Below are 16,893 nucleotides of genomic sequence, written 5' to 3' on the forward strand. Positions count from 1 at the left end.
ATGGACCGGTAAATACCCCCCGGGGTGTGCGTGCGCCGTCCGCCCACGCCACCGCCGGCGGACCGGCCGGCTTACGGGAGAGTGCTCCGGCACATCGGAATCCCGGGCACAGTTGAGGAAGACGACGATGCAGTTCGCGAAGAAGCACTATTCGATCCGTGAGGCCTACTGGATCTTCTACCGGGGCGTTCGATCGATGAAGCACCTGATCGGTGCCAGGAAGCGCGCCGAGCTGAGCCCCGAGTTCGTCGAACGGATCATGCTGGCGGTGACCGAGGTGAACGGCTGCGGCGCCTGCTCCTACGCCCACACGAAGATGGCCCTCGAGGCCGGAATGAGCAGCGCCGAGATCCGGAACATCCTGTCGGGGGTCCTCGACGACGTTCCCGACTCCGAGGTCGCCGCGGTCCTGTTCGCCCAGCACTATGCCGACACCCGGGGCAACCCCACGCCCGAGTCGTGGCACCGTCTCGTGGATGTCTACGGGAAGTCCGCCGCCGAGGGGATGCTCGGGGCGGTACGGGCGATCATGGTCGGCAACGCCCACGGAATCGCATGGACCGCGCTCCGCGGCCGGTTGAAGGGCAACCCGGATCCGCGCAGCAGCGTGGCGTACGAGGTCGCCATGTTGCTGATCGTCCTTGCGTTCCTGCCGATGTCCGTCGTGCACGCCTCGATCTCCGGCGTGCGCCGCGCGCCGATCGTGGAGTTCGACAGGTAGGCCGGCGAGGGATCAGTGGTCGCGCTTCGTGAGCCGGACCCGGTCGGGGCGGAAGTGCTCGAGGGCCTCGTCGTAGTTCGCCCGTGCGAGCCGCTCCGACGTCCACCCCTGCGAGATCCACCGGTCCACGCCGAGCGGGTACCGGATCTCGACCCGGTGGGTGCCGCGGATCGCCAGGCGGCCCTCCGCGTCCTCCCGCGCCCTGACGTACGCGGCGAACTCACTGCCCAGCACCAGGGTGCGGTTGGGGCGTTCGATGACCGGATCCCCGACCCGCCGATCGGAGTGGAGCGCCCGGTACGCCGAGTCGAGCGCCGCGTTCTCGTCGTCGTGGACGTGCCATGTGACGCCGTCCACCTCGTGCCACCACACGATCCATCGGCCGTCGATGATGCTCTCCCAGGGTCGTTTCCGCCGGTGCGCAGCCCGTTTCCTGCGTATCCGGTCCACCCCTGCGACGTGCATCCTATATGTCCCGTTCCGGTGGGGGCGCGGTGGTGGCATTCACTTCGTCTTCACCCCGCGGTCGGCCTCCGGAGGCTCCCGGGCAAACTCGGGCGTACCTGCCCGATCGGGCAGGTACCGCACCTGCCGTTCGGCCCGGTGCCGCCCCGTCGTGGAGGGGCTAGGCTCGAAGCCACGTAAGCTGGATCACAGCAATCGGGATCGTCAGGAGTGCGCAGTGGCCGTCGCATCGGAGCACACCGCGACGACGCTGGCCAAGTTCCACGCCCCGGAGATCGTGTTCGGGATCGGTTCGCTGGTCGAGGCGGCGCACGCGGCGGTGCGGCTCGGCGCGGTCCGGCCCCTGCTGGTCACCGACCCGGGCCTGATCGAGGCCGGCTGGGCCGACGAGCTTCGCGGCCACCTCGTCGAGCAGGGACTCACCCCGATCGTGTGGGGTGACCTCACCCCCAATCCCAAGGACCACGAGGTCACGGCCGGGCACGAGACGTACCGGGCCCACGGCTGCGACGTGCTCGTCGCGCTCGGCGGCGGCTCGGTGATCGACGCCGCCAAGGGCATCGCGGTGCTCGCCGCCAACGGCGGCAGCATCCTCGACTACGAGGGCGTGGACCGGGCGGCGGCCCCGATCCCGCCGATGGTGGTGGTGCCGTCGACCTCGGGCACGGGCGCCGACGTCTCCCAGTTCTGCGTCGTCACCGACACCGTCCGCGGCACCAAGATCACCATCATCGGTCGTTCGCTGGTCCCGGACCTGACCGTGATCGACCCGCGGCTGCTCACGACGATGCCGGACGACCTGAACGCCGCCACCGGGCTGGACGCCCTGACCCACGGCGTGGAGGCCTTCGTCTCCCGCGCCCACAACCCGCTCACCGACCACCACGCCCTGCGTGCCGTCGGGCTCGTCACCGACACGCTGGTACGCACGATCGAGGACCCGCAGGAGATGGCGGCCCGGTCGATCATGGCGCAGGCCAGCCTCGAGGCCGGCCTGGCCTTCACCAACGCGATCCTCGGCGCCGCGCACGCGATGAGCCACCAGGTCGGGGGCCTGCTCGACCTGCCGCACGGCGTCATCAACGGGGTGCTGCTCCCACACGTCATCCGGTTCAACGCCGCGTCCGATCCCGAGCCGTTCGTCGCGATCGCCGCCGCTCTCGGACTCGACGAGCACCGCGGCTCGGCCGTCGAAGCGGCACTCGCCGTCGCGGACCGGGTCGAACGGCTCGCCCGGGAGGTCGGGGTGCCGCGCGGGCTGCGGGAACTCGGGGTGCAGGCGACCGACCTCGAACGCCTGGCCGCCGGCGCGCTGCGCGACGCGTGCATGTCCACCAACCCGCGCGAGGCCACCCAGGAGCAGATGGTGGCCCTGTTCCGGGCGGCGCTGTGACCGGGGCGGGCGGTGCCCGGTGACCGCGCCCGACCTGTCCCGGCTGACCGGCCTGCGCTCCGGCAAGCCCACGTTCTATCCCCAGTACCGCGGGGCCGCCGAACGCCTCGAGCGGGTCGTGCATGCGCTCGAGCTGATCTCGCGTGCCCTGGTGCGCACCGTCGAGGGCCCCGAGACCCTGATCTGCGCCGTAGCGGAGGCGGCACGCGCCCACCTGAGCGCCCGATGGGTGGTCTTCGCCCTCACCGACGGCACCCTGCCCGACGCGGGGCCGCGCCGCCTGGTCCTCGGCCCCGACGCCACCCCGTTCCTCGTCGACAACGTCGAAGGTCCGCCCCTGCCCGACGACGTCGTGCGCTGCCTCGAGGACATCCGGTCGGGGTCGATCGGCCGGGACGCGGCCGTCGATACCCATCACGCGTTCGTGCCCATCGTCCTCGGCGGCGGAGTGGCCGGCGCGATCGCCGCGTGGACCCCGGAGCACCGCACGCTCGACGGCACCGATCACGCCGTGCTGTCGATCCTCGCCAGCCAGACCGCGGTGGCGCTGCAGAATTCCGCGCTCTACCAGCGGGGCCAGTTGCTGCTCGAACGCGCGGAGCAGGCCTACCAGGAGGCGAACCGGGCGGCGGCGGACCTGCAGGCCCGCAATGCCGAACTCGAGGCCACGCTCCGGCAGTTGGAGCTGACCCAACGGCAGCTGGGCGCCGCCCATCGGCACCAGGCGCTCGACGAGGAACGCCACCGCATCGCGCGGGAGCTGCACGACAGCGTCACCCAGGCCGTGCTGTCCGCCGGCATGCAGATCGAGGTGTGCCGCAGCGACATTCCCGACACCGAGCGCGGCGAGCGCCTCGATCTGGCGAAGGAGCTCACGCGGCGCGCGGTCGAGCAGCTGCGGTCGGCGATCTACGCGCTCAACCACCCGTCCGACTCGGATCGCACGTCGCTGCCCGAGATGCTCGAGCAGCTCTGCGTCGCGCACACGCCGGGCGAACTCGACATCACGGTCCGGGTGGGCGGCACGCCGGTCGAACTTCCGGGCGAGGCCGAACATTCGCTGCTGCGCATTGCGGGGGAGGCGCTGTTCAACGCCGCGGTGCACGCCAATGCCCGGCGCGTGGTGCTGCGGCTGACCTACCGGCCCGACTCGGTGCTGTTGGCGGTCGCCGACGACGGCAACGGGGACCCGGCCCGGATGCGGCTGATGCTGCGCCTGGCTGCGGACAACGACTGGGACGGCCGGCATCGCGGTCTGGCCAACATGCAGGCCCGCGCGCACGAGCTCGGCGGCACCCTCGAGGTGCGCCGCGCCCGCCTCGGCGGGGTGCGGGTGGCGGTGCGCATCCCGGTGCCCGAACCGGCCGTCGATGCGGAGCGGGGCGCCGACGAGGCGACCGGAAACAACGGGAACAGTGCGGCGTCGGCACACGCGGCGCGGACAGGAGCACAGCGATGAACGTGGCAACCCCTCCCGGGACGGTGAACCGGACGGTCCGCATCGTTCTCGTCGACGACCACGCGATCCTGCGCCAGGGACTGCGCTCGATTCTCGAGCGGGAGCCGGACCTGGCGGTGGTGGGCGAGGCGTCGCACGAGGCCGAGGCGGTCGCGCTGGTGGACCGGGTCCGGCCCGACATCGTGCTGATGGACCTGAAGCTCTCGGCCGGCTCCGACTACGAGGGGTTGGCGTTGTGCGGGCAGCTGTCGGCGGCCCGCCCCGGCCTCGGGTTGCTGGTGCTCACCACATTCCTCGATGAGCAGCTGGTCGTGCGGGCCGTGCACGCCGGGGCGCGCGGCTACGTCGTCAAGGACGTCGACACCACCGAACTCGTGCGCGCCATCCGCGCGGTGTCGCGCGGCGAGAGCGCCTTCGACTCGCGCAGTGCCGCGGCGGTGGTGCGGTCCCTCAACGGGCAGACCACGCCGCAGGAACAGCTCACCGATCGCGAGCTCGAGGTGCTGCGTCTGCTGGCCGCGGGCCTGTCGAACTCGAAGATCGGTGAGCGCCTTTTCATCTCGGGTACCACCGTGAAGTTCCACGTGAGCAACATCATGCGCAAGCTCGGGGTGAGCCGTCGCGCCGAGGCCGTATACGCCGCCAGCAAGCGCGGGCTCATCTGACCGGTCGTGCCGAGGCCCGTGCAGCGCGGGCGGGCGTGGACGCAGCGTGCGGTGCCCGGCCCGGACGAGTCCGCGGCCTGCACCGGTGATCGGTGCAGGCCGCGGGTCGGGGCGAGGGTCAGCTGCTGCCGAAGATCGGCGGGGTGCTGGGAACGGTGACGACGGGCGAGGCCTCCTGGACGGTGTAGGCGGTGACGGGCAGCGGCGCCAGGTGGTCTGCGATGCCCGGGTAGTCGGAGACCCACATGGTTGCCAGGCCGTCCGTCGAGCACGAGGCGAGCACGACGTACGAGCCGTCGGGAATCTCGGTCACGGTCTGGGTGGTCACGCCCGGCTGCACCTCGGCCGACGTGCCCAGGGTCTGACCGTTCCGGATGACCTCGGCGACCGGTGGCAGTACTCCGCCGGGAGCTGGGGCGAGCCCGGTCATGCAGTCCAGGGGCGTGCCCGAGTTGTTGGTGATCGTGTTGGTCACGGTCGAACCGCTGACGGTGAAGGCGAAGGTGACGTCCGTGGCGCCGGCCGCCGACGCGAGGGCGGGGGCTGCCAGGGCCAAGGGAACGGACGCCACCGCTATGAGCGCGGCGCGGGCGATCGGTCGCATCTGTGTCCTTTTTGTCGGATGTGCGTGTGTCCTGGTCGATCCTGCCGCAAAAGCGACCGATCGGCTTGGTTTTCGCAGGTTCCGTCGTGGTCGACGGCAGACACGTTGCATGGGTGCGGCGACTCGGTTCAGTCGAGGACTGCGGTGGCTTCGACCTCGACCAGGTGCTCGGGAGAGGCCAGTGCTGCGACACCGATCAGCGTGCCCGGCGCTACGGGGGTGACGCCCAGCTTCGCGGCTGCCCGGGCGACGCCGTCGACGAACCCACTCATCTTGTCCGGAGTCCAGTCGACGACGTAGACGGTCAGCTTCGTCACGTCGGCGAAGGTGGCACCGACCTCGGCCAGGGCGGCTCCGACGTTGAGGTAGCTCTGCTCGACCTGGGTGGCGAGGTCACCTGCGCCGATCGTGTTGCCGTCGGCGTCCCAGGCGACTTGCCCGGCGATGAAGACCAGCTTCGAGCCGGTGGCGACGGATACCTGGCGGTAGGCGTCGATCTTCGGCAGTTCGTTCGGGTTCACCAGGGTGATGGACATGCTGCCCACTTTCTCTCGGTCACTTGTGGTTACTCGGTAACCGTAGGAGAGTGTTCCCTGACGTGGAAGAACGCACTTTTCAGTGACTGGGGAACTCGATGGTGACCAAGCAGCTCAGCGGCCTGCCCGAGGATGCGGACCTGACGCGAGCAGACTCGCTGGCGCGGGAGATCTTCTCCGACGTCGCCAACAAGTGGGCACTGTTGATCATCGAAACGATCGGTGACGGCACCCTGCGCTTCAGCGAGTTGCGCAAGGGCGTCGACGGCATCAGCCACAAGATGCTCACCCAGAACCTGCGCATGATGGAGCGCAACGGCCTGGTCGAGCGGACGGTGTATCCCACGGTTCCGCCGCGGGTCGAGTACTGCCTCACCGAGCCGGGGCGAGCGCTCCGTGCGACGGTCGACGGGATGTGCGACTGGACGCAGCGATACCTCCGCGATATCGAGGAATCCCGCCGGCGCTTCGACGCCTGACGCGCCCCCCGGGGGGCCCGACGGTTCCGTCGAGCCGGGGGCGGGAAGCCCGGTACGTAGTTCAGCAGGTCCCGGTGAGGGCCACCCCGTCGAACCGCTCGCCGAGGAACTCGAACGCATCCGGCAGGCCGAGCACCGCCGCCGACATGTGGTCGGGGCTCGGGGTCTCGACACGGCGTACCGGCGCACCCGCGGCGCAATAGCGGTCGAGCGTGGCGTCGATGGCGTCCACCGGGATGAGTGCGTCGGTGGGGCTGTGCCATTCGAATACCGGCACGGTCGGCACGCCCGGATACAGCTCGAGGCTGTTCTCCTCCGCGACGGCGACCGCGGCGGCGTCGTCGGCCAGGCGGGCGTTGGTGCTCACCTGCCGCAGGCTGCCCCCGGCGCCGCGCGCGAGGATGTCGTTGGTGCAGGCGTTGGCCAGCGCGTCACGCATCTCCACACCCGCCGGGGTCAGGTCGGCGCTGATCCGCATCCGTTCGGGATACTCGCGTTCCAGACCCAGCGCGGCGGCGAACGCGAGACCGAAGGCAGGGTGCGGGTTCTCGCCGAGAGCCTCGGCCATCTTGCGGATGTTCATCGGCACGCCGCCCATCGCCGCACCCACCAGGTTCAGCTCGGGGGCGTAGGTCGGGGCCAGCGCCGCGGCCCACCCGGTGGCCATCCCACCGCCGGAGTAGCCGGCCAGCGCGACAGGGCTGTGGGCGAGCTGCAGCTCGGGGACCCGCTGCACGGCGCGGATGCCGTCGAGGGTGATCTGCCCGCCGAGGCGCGCCGCGCCGTAGGCGCTGTTCGGCCCGAGATGGTCCGGGATCGCGACCGTCCAGCCCCGCCGGAGAACGAGGTTGAGGGCGGGGGCTTCCCGGACGGCGAGGTTCGGGTCGCTCGCCCACAGCGTCTGCGACGGCGCGCAGTGCGTGCCGAGGGCGTTGATGACGTGCTGGAACGACAGCAGCGGGCCGTCCGGGGCCTTGCCGACGGGGGCGAGGACCGTCGTCACCGCGGGGATCGGGTGACCGGCCGAATCCGTCGACCGGAAACGCACCTGCCACGCCTCGACGTCGACGATGCCCGGCGGCGCGGGCACGCGCCGCACCTCGAGCGCATCGCCGGCAGGGGCGACGGCGACGTCGGCGGCCGCGCGGTAGAAGGGGTCGGTCGGCGACGCCGGGTAGACGGGTGTGGCCACCGCGGTGCCGGCACCGGCGACCGCGGCGCACGCCGCCACTGCGCCCGCCACCGCATTGCGGATTCCCCGACCGAGCCGTCCGGCCACGTCCCCCACCTCTCCAGCGCACCGACCGGTGCCGTTCCTCGAAAACCAGTGATCCCGGCGAAGCCTAGGCGACCGATTTGCGAGGGTTCACCCGACCCCGCCCTCTCCGCGATTCGTCGCCACACGGACGCCGGTAGGGGCGTAGCCTCGGCAGCATGTCGGCGGCGATCTCCGTGGAACAACTCGTCAAGTCGTTCGGAACCACCCGCGCTCTCGACGGTCTCGACCTCGAGGTCCGCCGGGGCGAGGTACACGGGTTCCTCGGCCCGAACGGCTCCGGGAAATCCACCACCATCCGCGTCCTGCTCGGGCTGCTGCGCGCGGATTCCGGCCGGGCCGAACTGCTCGGCGGCGACCCGTGGCGCAACGCGGTGGACCTGCACCGGCGGCTCGCCTACGTGCCCGGCGAAGTCAATCTGTGGCCCAATCTCACCGGTGGCGAGGCGATCGATCTGCTCGCCGGCCTGCGCGGCGGCATCGACGAACGCCGCCGTGCCGAACTGCTCGAACGCTTCGAGCTCGACCCCACCAAGAAAGCCCGCACGTACTCGAAGGGCAACCGGCAGAAGGTCGCGATCGTCGCCGCGCTCGCCTCGGACGTGGAACTGTTCCTGTTCGACGAGCCCACCTCGGGCCTGGACCCGCTCAAGGACGAGGTGTTCCGGGACTGCGTCCGCGAGGCCGTCGCCGACGGGTGTTCGGTGCTGCTGTCGAGCCACGTCCTCGCGGAGGTCGAGGCGCTGTGCGACCGGGTCACCATCATCCGGCAGGGCCGCACGGTCGAATCCGGCACGCTGACCGAACTGCGGCACCTGACCCGCACCTCGGTGGTGGCCGACACCGTGCGCCCGGTGGCCGGGCTGGACGCGATGCCCGGGGTGCACGACCTGCAGGTGGACGGACTACGGGTGCGGTGCGAGGTGGACACGGCCTACATGGACCCGGTGCTGCGCGAGCTGCTCGGCTTCGGCATCACGTCGCTCACCAGTACCCCGCCCACCCTCGAGGAACTGTTCCTGCGGCACTACGGCGACGAACTGCCGGGCGAGCACATCCACATGCCCGGCGAGCGGCTCGCGCACGGCCGGCCGGCCGCCGGCGAGGGAGCCGGCGCATGAGTGCCGCCTTCGTCGGCACCGGCCGGCTGGTACGCCTGGCGGTGCGCCGCGACCGCGTGCAGCTGCCGGTGTGGCTGGCCGCGATCACGATCGTCTACGCGATCTCGGTGTCGAGCCTGAAGGGGCTCTATCCGGCGCAGGAAGACCTGCACCTCATCGCCGTCAGCTCCGCCGTGTCCCCGGTGGTGCTGGCCACCAACGGCCTGGTCTCCGGCGACAGCTTCGGAGCGGTCGTCGCGGCCCAGACGTTGTTGTTCCTCGCTCTGGCGGCGGGCCTGATGAGCACCATGGCCGTGGTGCGGCACACCCGGCAGAACGAGGAGACCGGCCGCGCGGAACTGGTCGGGGCCAATGTGGTCGGTCGGCGGGCCCTGCTCACCGCCGCCCTGATCGTTGTCGCCGCGGCGAATGTCGCGCTCGCGCTGCTGCTCACGGTCGTCTCCCTCGGTTTCGGACTGCCGCTGTCCGGGTCTCTGGCGCTCGGAGCGGCCACCGGGGCGGCCGGTGTCGCGTTCGCGGCCGTCGCGGCAGTGACCGCGCAGGTCGCCGAGGGTGCCCGGGCCGCGAACGGGCTGGCCGGCGCGGCGCTGGGGGTCGCGTTCCTGCTTCGCGCCGTCGGCGACAGCGCGGGCACCGTCGACCCGGGCGGGGTCAGCGTCACGAGCATGTGGCTGTCGTGGCTGTCACCGATCGGGTGGGCGCAGCAGATCCGGCCGTACGACGTGGACGCGTGGTGGATCCTGCTGCTGTTTGCCGCGTTCACCGTCGCGACGACGTGGACCGCGTACGTGCTGACCGGCAGACGGGATCACGGAGCCGGGCTGGTGCAGCCGCGGCCGGGGCCGGACCGCGCGGCGACGTGGCTGCCCACCGCCGCGGGCTTCGCGTGGCGGGTGCAGCGCACGACGCTGATGTGGTGGGCGCTCGGCATTGCGGTCCTCGCCGCCACCTACGGCAGCGTCGCGAACGAGATGGACAACTTCCTCGACGAGGAGGGTGCCGTCGCCGACATGATGAAGCAGCTCGGCGGCGGGGCCGAGGCGATCACCGACGCGTACTTCGCGATGATCTTCCTGATGATGGCGTTGTTCGCCAGCGGATACGCGGTGCAGGCGGTGCTGCGGATGCACGGGGAGGAGACGTCCGGCCGGGTCGAGCCGGTGCTGTCGACGGCCCTCGGGCGGGTGCCGTGGATGCTCGCGCACATCGCCGTGGTGACGGTGGGAGTGATTGTGCTCCAGGTCGTCACGGGCGTCGCGTTGGCCGTCTCCTACGGAATGACGATCGGCGACGTCACCGGTCCGCTCGGCAATCTGCTGCCCGCCGCGCTGGCGTTCGTGCCGGCCGTGCTCGTGGTCGGCGCGATGGCGGTGCTGTGCGTCGGGGTGGCGCCGCGCCGGGCGTCGAGCGTCGCATGGGGCGTCTTCGCCGTGTGGTTGATCATCGGGCAGCTCGGCGCCCTGCTGGACCTGCCCCAGGCGGTGCTGGACCTGTCGCCGTTCGTCCACGTCCCGGCCCTGCCGGCCGCAGAGATGCGCCCGCTGCCGCTGCTGGTGCTGCTGGTCGTCGCCGTGGCGACCGCGACGGCGGGGGTGAGCGCCATGCGCCGCCGCGACCTCGTCGTCCAGTGACCGCCCGCGGCGGCGACCGAATGTCACATCGCGTCGATCCGACTGCTGCGATGTGACATTCGGTCACTGCGTGGGAGGCCGACTCAGGATCAGCGCGCGTCGAGCACGAGCCAGCCGCCGTGGTGCTCGAACGCCTCGAACGCGAGACCCGTGGATTCACCGAGGGTGCGCAGGGCGGGCAGGTCGAAGGTGCGCACGTGGCCGTGGCAGGCGGTGGCCTCGTCCTCGAACGGCACGGCGATCACCACGCGCTCCCGGGCGATGCGCAGCGCCTCCGCGACGACGGCCGCACCGGTCGCGGCGTCGACGTGTTCGAGCAGGTGGATCGCGGTCACGGTGTCGGCGCTGTCGTCGGGAACGGGCACATGGGCCGCGTCGCACACGACGGTGTCCACCTCGAGGCCCAGCCGCGGCGCGACGGCGTCGAGCAGGGTCATGGTGCCGGGCAGGATGTCGGTGGCGGTCACGGCGATCCCGGCGCGCGCCAGGCGCAGGGGGAGGAATCCGAAGCAGGAGCCGAGATCCAGCACGCGGCCGCGGACGAGTTCGGCGGCCTTGTCGTGGATCGGGGCGAACCCGGCGGTGCCGTCCAGCAGTTCGGTGAGCGAGTTGCGGTAGTAGGTGACCCACGCGTCGAGGGCGTCGGGCAGGGTGGAGCGCACCAGCCCGACCATCGTCAACTCGAACTCCTCCTGTCCGAGGTCGCTGCCGGCGATCGACGCGGTGACCCCGGCGACGAGGCGTTCACTCAGGTCGTCGGGCCCGAGCGAGTGGGTCACGTGCAGCCGGTCGCCCTCGCGGCGCAGGGCGATCGGGCCCGAGCTCACCTTCTCGACGGTGACGTGGGCGTGGGACCACCGGCCCGGCGGGCAGGGGGCGAGTGAGTCGAGCACAGTCATTGCAGCGCAGCCTTTTTCGAGGAGGGGGACGCGTCGGGACCGTCGGCGGACGGGACGGCCGCGTCGAGGCCACTGTAGAGGGCGCGCATGCCGGCGGACAAGAGTTCCGGCAGCGCGAGCGAGTCGTCGGCGAGCCACTGCTCGTACGCCGCCATCGCCACGCCGAGCACGAGATAGCCGACGGTGCGCGGGAAGTGGTCGTCGGCGGAGGCGCCGACGCGGCGCGCGACGTACTCGGCGATCACCCGGCGCCAGCCCTCGTACATCACCACCGAGTACGCCTGCAGCGCCGGTACCCGCAGGATCAGGTCCATGCGGTCGCGGTGCAGCGTCGCCTCGGACTCGGGGAAGGTGTTGAAGTCGAGCAGCGCCGAGGTCAGCGCCTCGGCGAGGGGAACGTGGCCCGGCAGTGCGTCGAGGTGGGCGCGCATCTGTTCGAGGTGGCCGTCGAAGTCGCCCCACGGCACCGCGTTCTTGGACGGGAAGTACCGGAAGAAGGTGCGGCGGGCGATGCCGGCGGCTTCGGCGATCTGGTCGACGCTGGTCTCGTCGAATCCCCGGGCGCGGAACAGTTCGATCCCGATCGCGCTCAGCCCCTCTCTCGTGGTGGAGGGGCGGCGACCTATCCGAGCGGACGGTTTCCGGCGGCTACGCATGGTGTGAGCCTTCCATGGGTGACATTGTGCACTCGATGCCATTACAGTGGTGAACCGAGTCACAGCGCAACGGGTCTGTGACGCCGGGCTCCGCTCGTGGAGTCCCCATCCGAGGAGGTAGTTGATGTCCGATCGTGACAACACCGTCGTCGAGTCCGACCTGGTCGAGGAGTCCCTCGTGGAAGAGGTGTCCATCGACGGCATGTGCGGCGTGTACTGATCGTGTCCGCCGACGCCGCCACCACAGTGTTCGACTCGCAGAAGGTCGACTCGGCAGGGTTCGATCCGGATACGACGTGGAGGCTGCACCCGCAGGTAGCGCTTCGCCCCGAGCCGTTCGGGGCGTTGCTCTACCACTTCGGGACCCGCAAGCTCTCGTTCCTGAAGAACACCACGATCGTCGAGATCGTCGAATCCCTGCACCAGCATCCGTCCGTGCGGGCCGCGCTCGCCGCGCACGGAATCGACGAGTCGGCTGCACGTCCGTACCTGCGGGCGCTGGCCACCCTGGCCGACTCCCACATGATCGTGCCGGCCTAGACCCCGCCGGTCCCCCTCCCGCCCGCCCCACCGACGAGGACGCAGCCCATGACCTCTGTGCTCGAATCCGCCGCAGTACGAGAAGCTTCCGGCCCGCCCAAGGTCGGCCGCCTGGTCGACCAGTTCGAGAAGGGTCTCGACGCCCCGATCTGCCTGACCTGGGAGCTGACCTACGCCTGCAACCTGTCGTGCGTGCACTGTCTGTCCTCGTCCGGCCGGCGTGATCCGCGCGAGCTGACCACCGAACAGTGCAAGGCGATCATCGACGAACTGCAGCGTATGCAGGTGTTCTACGTCAATATCGGCGGCGGAGAGCCGACCGTGCGCTCGGACTTCTGGGAGCTGGTCGACTACGCCACCGAGCACCAGGTGGGCGTGAAGTTCTCCACCAATGGCGTCAAGATCGACAAGAAGGTCGCCGCGCGGCTCGCGGCCTCCGACTACGTCGACGTGCAGATCTCCCTCGACGGCGCCACCGCCGAGGTCAACGACGCCGTGCGCGGCCCCGGCTCGTTCGCGATGGCCGTGCGTGCCCTCGAGAACCTCGCCGAGGCCGGATTCCGCGACGCGAAGATCTCCGTCGTCGTCACCCGGCACAACGTCGACCAGCTCGACGAGTTCAAGGCCCTGGCCGACGAGTACGGCGCGACGCTGCGCATCACCCGCCTGCGTCCCTCCGGCCGTGCCGTCGACGTGTGGGACGACCTGCACCCCACCCACGAGCAGCAGCGGCAGCTCTACAACTGGCTCGTCGCACACGGCGAGGGTGTGCTGACCGGCGATTCGTTCTTCCACCTGTCCGCCTTCGGTGGCAGCGACGGCGCCGGTGCGCTGCCGGGGCTGAACCTGTGCGGCGCGGGCCGGGTGGTGTGCCTGATCGACCCGGTGGGCGACGTGTACGCCTGCCCCTTCGCCATCCACGACAAGTTCCTCGCCGGGAACATCCTGTCGGACGGCGGTTTCCAGCAGGTCTGGCAGCACTCCGAGCTGTTCACCGAACTCCGGTCGCCGCAGACCGGCGGGGCCTGCAGCAAGTGCACCTTCTACGATTCGTGCCGCGGCGGCTGCATGGCCGCGAAGTTCTTCACCGGTCTGCCGATGGACGGGCCGGATCCCGAATGTGTCCAGGGCTACGGCGAATCCGCGCTCAGCGCCGATCGCACCGTGCCCAAGTCCAGCGTCGACCACTCGCGCACCGGTGAGCGCCGCACCCCGCGCGCCCCCGTCCCGTTGCAGCTGATGGTGCGCCCGCCGTCGCGGGCCTGCGACGAAAACCCGCTCGCCGGAATGCACTAGCCGGCCCCGTTCGTGTAAGTAGGAGAGGCAGATCCATGTCCAAGGAATGGTTCGAAACCGTTGCGGTCGCGCAGCAACGGGCGAAGAAGAAGCTCCCCAAGTCCGTCTACGGCGCCCTCGTGGCCGGCTCCGAGAAGGGCATCACCGTCGAGGACAACCTGACGGCATTCGGCGAGCTCGGCTTCGCCCCGCACGTGGCGGGGTTGTCCGACAAGCGGGAGATGGGCACCCACGTGATGGGTCAGGACATCGCCCTGCCGGTGCTGATCTCCCCGACCGGAGTGCAGGCGGTGCACCCGGACGGCGAGGTCGCCGTCGCCCGTGCCGCCGCGGCCCGCGGTACCGCGATGGGGCTGAGCTCGTTCGCGAGCAAGTCCATCGAGGAGGTCGCCGCGGCCAACGACAAGACCTTCTTCCAGATGTACTGGGTGGGCAGCCGCGACGTGCTGGTCCAGCGGATGGAGCGGGCCCGCGCCGCCGGCGCGAAGGGCCTGATCATGACCCTGGACTGGTCGTTCTCCAGCGGCCGCGACTGGGGCAGCCCCGCCATCCCGGAGAAGATGGACCTCAAGGCCATGTTCCGGTTCGCCCCCGAGGGCATCCTGCGGCCGAGCTGGCTGCTCGACTGGGCGAAGACCGGCAAGGTGCCGGACCTGACCACCCCGAACCTGACCCCGCCCGGCGGCAGTGCCCCGACGTTCTTCGGCGCCTACGGCGAGTGGATGGGCACCCCGCTGCCCACCTGGGAGGACGTGGCGTGGCTGCGGGAGCAGTGGGGCGACGCACCGTTCATGCTCAAGGGCGTCATGCGGGTCGACGACGCCAAGCGCGCCGTCGACGCGGGCGTCACCGCGATCTCGGTGTCCAACCACGGCGGCAACAACCTCGACGGCACGCCGGCCCCGATCCGGGCACTGCCGGCGATCGCCGACGCGGTCGGCAAGGACATCGAGGTGCTGCTCGACGGCGGCATCCGCCGCGGCAGCGATGTGGTCAAGGCCCTCGCCCTCGGCGCCAAGGCCGTGATGCTCGGCCGCGCCTACCTGTGGGGCCTCGCCGCGAACGGGCAGGCGGGCGTGGAGAACGTCCTCGACATCTTCGCCGGCGGCATCGGGTCCGCGCTCATCGGCCTCGGCAAGACGTCGATCCACGAGCTGACCCCCGACGACATCGTCGTCCCGCCGGGCTTCCGGCGCGATCTCGGAATCTGAGCGGTCCCACCTGCCGATGGGCACCCTCACCGAACCGATCACCCTGGCCGGACGCCCTGCGCCGGCCAGGGTGCTCTTCGGGCCGCACGAAACCAATCTCGGTGCCGGACGGAGATTTTCGTCCGAACACGTGGCGTACTACGAGCGCCGCGCGCGCGGTGGCGCGGGGGTGCTCGTGACCGAGGTCGCCTCCGTGCACCCGCACGACCAGCCCTACGAGCGGGCACCCCTGGCCGCGGAGTGCGGCCCCGGATGGGCCGCCGTCGTCGCCGCCTGCCGGCCGCACGGCACCCTGGTGCTGGCCGGTCTCGGCCACGCCGGGCTGCAGGGCTCGAGCGCGTGGACCCAGGCACCGCTGTGGGCCCCGTCGCGGGTGGCGGACCCCGCGGTCCGGGAACTGCCCATGGAGCTCGGCGACGACGAGATCGATGCGGTGATCGAGGGATTCCGCGCCGCCGCCGCGGTCGCGGTCGCCGCCGATGTCGACGGGATCGAACTGGACGCCGGGCCGACCGCGCTGCTGCGCCAGTTCCTCTCGGGCCTGACCAACCGGCGCACCGACCGCTACGGCGCCGACCGGTCGTTGCTGTTGCGGCGGGTGGTCGCGGCCGTGCGCGCCGAACTCGGTCCCGGGCGGATCCTGGCGCTGCGCCTGAGCTGCGACGAGGAGGCGCCCTGGGCCGGCATCACTCCGGAGCACGCCGCCGGTCACGCCCGCGACCTCGCGCCGGACCTGGATCTGCTCACCGTCGTGCGAGGCGGCCTCTACGCCCCCGGCGCGTACCGGCCCGACGCGCACACACCGGCCGGGTTCAACGCCGGACTGTGCCGCGCAGTCCGCGACGCGGTGGCGGGCGCCGTCCCCGTCGTCCTGCAGGGCAGCGTCGTCGACCCCGCCGCCGCGCAGCGCGCCCTCGCCGAGGGGGTGGGCGACCTCGTCGAGATGACCCGCGCGCAGATCGCCGATCCGGACCTCGTCACCGCCGTGCGCGAGGGCCGCTCGCCGCGGCCGTGCGTGCTGTGCAACCAGGCCTGCCTGGTGCGCGACTTCCGCAATCCCCGGGTCGGCTGCATCGGCAACGCGGAGGCCGGGCACGAGACGCGCGCACCGCAGCCTCCGGCCGCCGCCGCGCGGGACGTCCTCGTCGTCGGTGGGGGACCGGCCGGGCTCGAGGCCGCCCGGGTCCTCGCCGAGCGCGGTCACCGGGTCCGCCTCGTCGAGCGCGCCGGACGCGTCGGCGGGATGCTGCGCACCGCGGCGGTGGGCACGGGGCGCGACACGCTCTCCGCGCTCGTCGACTGGCTCGAGGCCCGCTGCCGCGCGCTCGGCGTGCGGATCGACACCCGTCGTGCCGTCACCGCCGGCGAACTCGAGGACGCCGTGGCCGCGGGCGAGGCCGTCGTGCTCGCCACCGGCAGCCGGGACCGGCCGCCCGAGTACCCGGCCGAGGAGGGCCACTACGTCACCGCAGCCGGCCTGCTGGCCGGTGGCCCGATCGCCGTGCGGCCGGTCGTGGTGTGGGATCCCGTCGGCGGTCCCGTGGCGGTGGGCATCGCGGAACAGCTTGCCGCCCAGGGCTATACCGTCTCGTACGCCACGACGGACCCGATCGCCGGGGCGCGGCTCGCGCCGACGGGCGACCTGGTCGCGGCGAACACCCGGCTGCAGCGGGCCGGGGTCGCCCGGCACCTCGGGGTCACGGTGCGACGGGTCGGCGCCGACGCGGTCGAACTCGAGCACCGGCTGACCGGACGGCGCACCGACGTCGCCGGCGCGCTGCTCGTCGACTGCGCCCCGGGGCTGCCGGAGGACACCCTGTACCGGACCGGGCTGACGCGGATCGGCGACTGCCTGGCGCCGCGAAGTGTCCACCAGGCGGTGCGGGAGGGTCACACGCTCGGATCCGAACTGTAACCTGTTGCAGACTGCTACGGATCGGA

The 16,893-nt window shown here is 71.4% G+C and carries 18 protein-coding genes; 12 read left to right on the top strand and 6 right to left on the bottom strand.

What is annotated here, in order from left to right; genetic code table 11:
- Positions 1-127: 127 nt before the first annotated feature.
- Positions 128-721 carry a carboxymuconolactone decarboxylase family protein gene (locus tag ACWPOB_RS14820; RefSeq protein ID WP_455401283.1) on the top strand — a complete coding sequence of 198 codons (594 nt, stop codon included), beginning with the start codon at positions 128-130 and terminating at the stop codon, positions 719-721.
- Between the two features lie 12 nt (positions 722-733).
- On the opposite strand, the gene ACWPOB_RS14825 is transcribed toward ACWPOB_RS14820, so the two are convergent.
- A complete protein-coding gene (locus tag ACWPOB_RS14825; RefSeq protein WP_455401284.1) occupies positions 734-1,078 on the bottom strand; it encodes a hypothetical protein in 345 nt (114 codons plus the stop codon).
- A 325-nt stretch (positions 1,079-1,403) separates the two neighbouring features.
- Here ACWPOB_RS14825 and ACWPOB_RS14830 point away from each other — a divergent pair, with 325 nt between their 5' ends.
- Genes ACWPOB_RS14830 through ACWPOB_RS14840 form a run of 3 tightly spaced genes read left to right on the top strand, consistent with a single transcriptional unit; the run spans position 1,404 to position 4,703 of the window.
- On the top strand, positions 1,404-2,579 hold the full coding sequence (locus ACWPOB_RS14830) for an iron-containing alcohol dehydrogenase (RefSeq protein ID WP_100057296.1): 1,176 nt from the start codon (positions 1,404-1,406) through the stop codon (positions 2,577-2,579).
- 19 nt (positions 2,580-2,598) lie between these two features.
- A complete protein-coding gene (locus tag ACWPOB_RS14835) occupies positions 2,599-4,038 on the top strand; it encodes a MadS family sensor histidine kinase (RefSeq protein ID WP_006932869.1) in 1,440 nt (479 codons plus the stop codon).
- Positions 4,035-4,703 carry a MadR family response regulator transcription factor gene (locus ACWPOB_RS14840; RefSeq protein WP_006932871.1) on the top strand — a complete coding sequence of 223 codons (669 nt, stop codon included), beginning with the start codon at positions 4,035-4,037 and terminating at the stop codon, positions 4,701-4,703. Before ACWPOB_RS14835 ends, ACWPOB_RS14840 begins: the two co-directional genes overlap by 4 nt.
- A 118-nt stretch (positions 4,704-4,821) precedes the next feature.
- Here ACWPOB_RS14840 and ACWPOB_RS14845 read toward each other — a convergent pair whose 3' ends face one another.
- On the bottom strand, positions 4,822-5,307 hold the full coding sequence (locus ACWPOB_RS14845; protein ID WP_455401285.1) for a hypothetical protein: 486 nt from the start codon (positions 5,305-5,307) through the stop codon (positions 4,822-4,824).
- Between the two features lie 128 nt (positions 5,308-5,435).
- On the bottom strand, positions 5,436-5,843 hold the full coding sequence (locus ACWPOB_RS14850) for a RidA family protein (RefSeq protein WP_100057301.1): 408 nt from the start codon (positions 5,841-5,843) through the stop codon (positions 5,436-5,438).
- A 98-nt stretch (positions 5,844-5,941) separates the two neighbouring features.
- On the opposite strand from ACWPOB_RS14850, the gene ACWPOB_RS14855 reads away from it, so the two are divergent.
- Entirely contained in the window at positions 5,942-6,322 is a 381-nt protein-coding gene (locus ACWPOB_RS14855) for a winged helix-turn-helix transcriptional regulator (RefSeq protein ID WP_100057298.1), read from the top strand.
- A 61-nt stretch (positions 6,323-6,383) separates the two neighbouring features.
- Here the strand turns inward: ACWPOB_RS14855 and ACWPOB_RS14860 are convergent, their stop codons facing one another.
- The gene (locus ACWPOB_RS14860) at positions 6,384-7,601 is read right to left on the bottom strand and encodes a lipase family protein (protein WP_455401286.1); all 1,218 of its coding nucleotides are present in this window, start codon (positions 7,599-7,601) and stop codon (positions 6,384-6,386) included.
- 155 nt (positions 7,602-7,756) lie between these two features.
- On the opposite strand from ACWPOB_RS14860, the gene ACWPOB_RS14865 reads away from it, so the two are divergent.
- Positions 7,757-8,719: an ABC transporter ATP-binding protein gene (locus tag ACWPOB_RS14865; RefSeq protein ID WP_455401287.1), complete on the top strand. Its 963-nt coding sequence runs from the start codon at positions 7,757-7,759 to the stop codon at positions 8,717-8,719.
- Positions 8,716-10,350, top strand: a complete 1,635-nt coding sequence (locus ACWPOB_RS14870) for an ABC transporter permease (RefSeq protein WP_455401288.1) — start codon at positions 8,716-8,718, stop codon at positions 10,348-10,350. The genes ACWPOB_RS14865 and ACWPOB_RS14870 overlap by 4 nt, the downstream gene beginning before the upstream one ends.
- Before the next feature lie 89 nt (positions 10,351-10,439).
- On the opposite strand, the gene mftM is transcribed toward ACWPOB_RS14870, so the two are convergent.
- Entirely contained in the window at positions 10,440-11,249 is an 810-nt protein-coding gene (mftM, locus tag ACWPOB_RS14875) for a mycofactocin oligosaccharide methyltransferase MftM (RefSeq protein ID WP_050035574.1), read from the bottom strand.
- On the bottom strand, positions 11,246-11,905 hold the full coding sequence (gene mftR, locus ACWPOB_RS14880; protein ID WP_100058006.1) for a mycofactocin system transcriptional regulator: 660 nt from the start codon (positions 11,903-11,905) through the stop codon (positions 11,246-11,248). Before mftR ends, mftM begins: the two co-directional genes overlap by 4 nt.
- Positions 11,906-12,029: 124 nt before the next feature.
- Here mftR and mftA point away from each other — a divergent pair, with 124 nt between their 5' ends.
- From mftA to ACWPOB_RS14905, 5 genes are read left to right on the top strand one after another with little or no spacing between them, the layout of a single operon-like run.
- Positions 12,030-12,125 carry a mycofactocin precursor MftA gene (mftA, locus tag ACWPOB_RS14885; protein ID WP_065922321.1) on the top strand — a complete coding sequence of 32 codons (96 nt, stop codon included), beginning with the start codon at positions 12,030-12,032 and terminating at the stop codon, positions 12,123-12,125.
- 26 nt (positions 12,126-12,151) lie between these two features.
- Positions 12,152-12,445 carry a mycofactocin biosynthesis chaperone MftB gene (gene mftB / locus ACWPOB_RS14890; protein ID WP_170914118.1) on the top strand — a complete coding sequence of 98 codons (294 nt, stop codon included), beginning with the start codon at positions 12,152-12,154 and terminating at the stop codon, positions 12,443-12,445.
- Between the two features lie 48 nt (positions 12,446-12,493).
- Positions 12,494-13,741, top strand: a complete 1,248-nt coding sequence (gene mftC / locus ACWPOB_RS14895) for a mycofactocin radical SAM maturase (RefSeq protein WP_100058005.1) — start codon at positions 12,494-12,496, stop codon at positions 13,739-13,741.
- Positions 13,742-13,776: 35 nt separating this feature from the next.
- Entirely contained in the window at positions 13,777-14,952 is a 1,176-nt protein-coding gene (gene mftD / locus ACWPOB_RS14900) for a pre-mycofactocin synthase MftD (RefSeq protein ID WP_100058004.1), read from the top strand.
- A gap of 16 nt (positions 14,953-14,968) precedes the next feature.
- Complete coding sequence (locus tag ACWPOB_RS14905; protein WP_455401289.1) at positions 14,969-16,867, top strand: mycofactocin system FadH/OYE family oxidoreductase 1; 1,899 nt, start codon at positions 14,969-14,971, stop codon at positions 16,865-16,867.
- Positions 16,868-16,893: the final 26 nt, after the last annotated feature.

It is taken from the genome of Rhodococcus sp. 2H158, assembly GCF_053764755.1.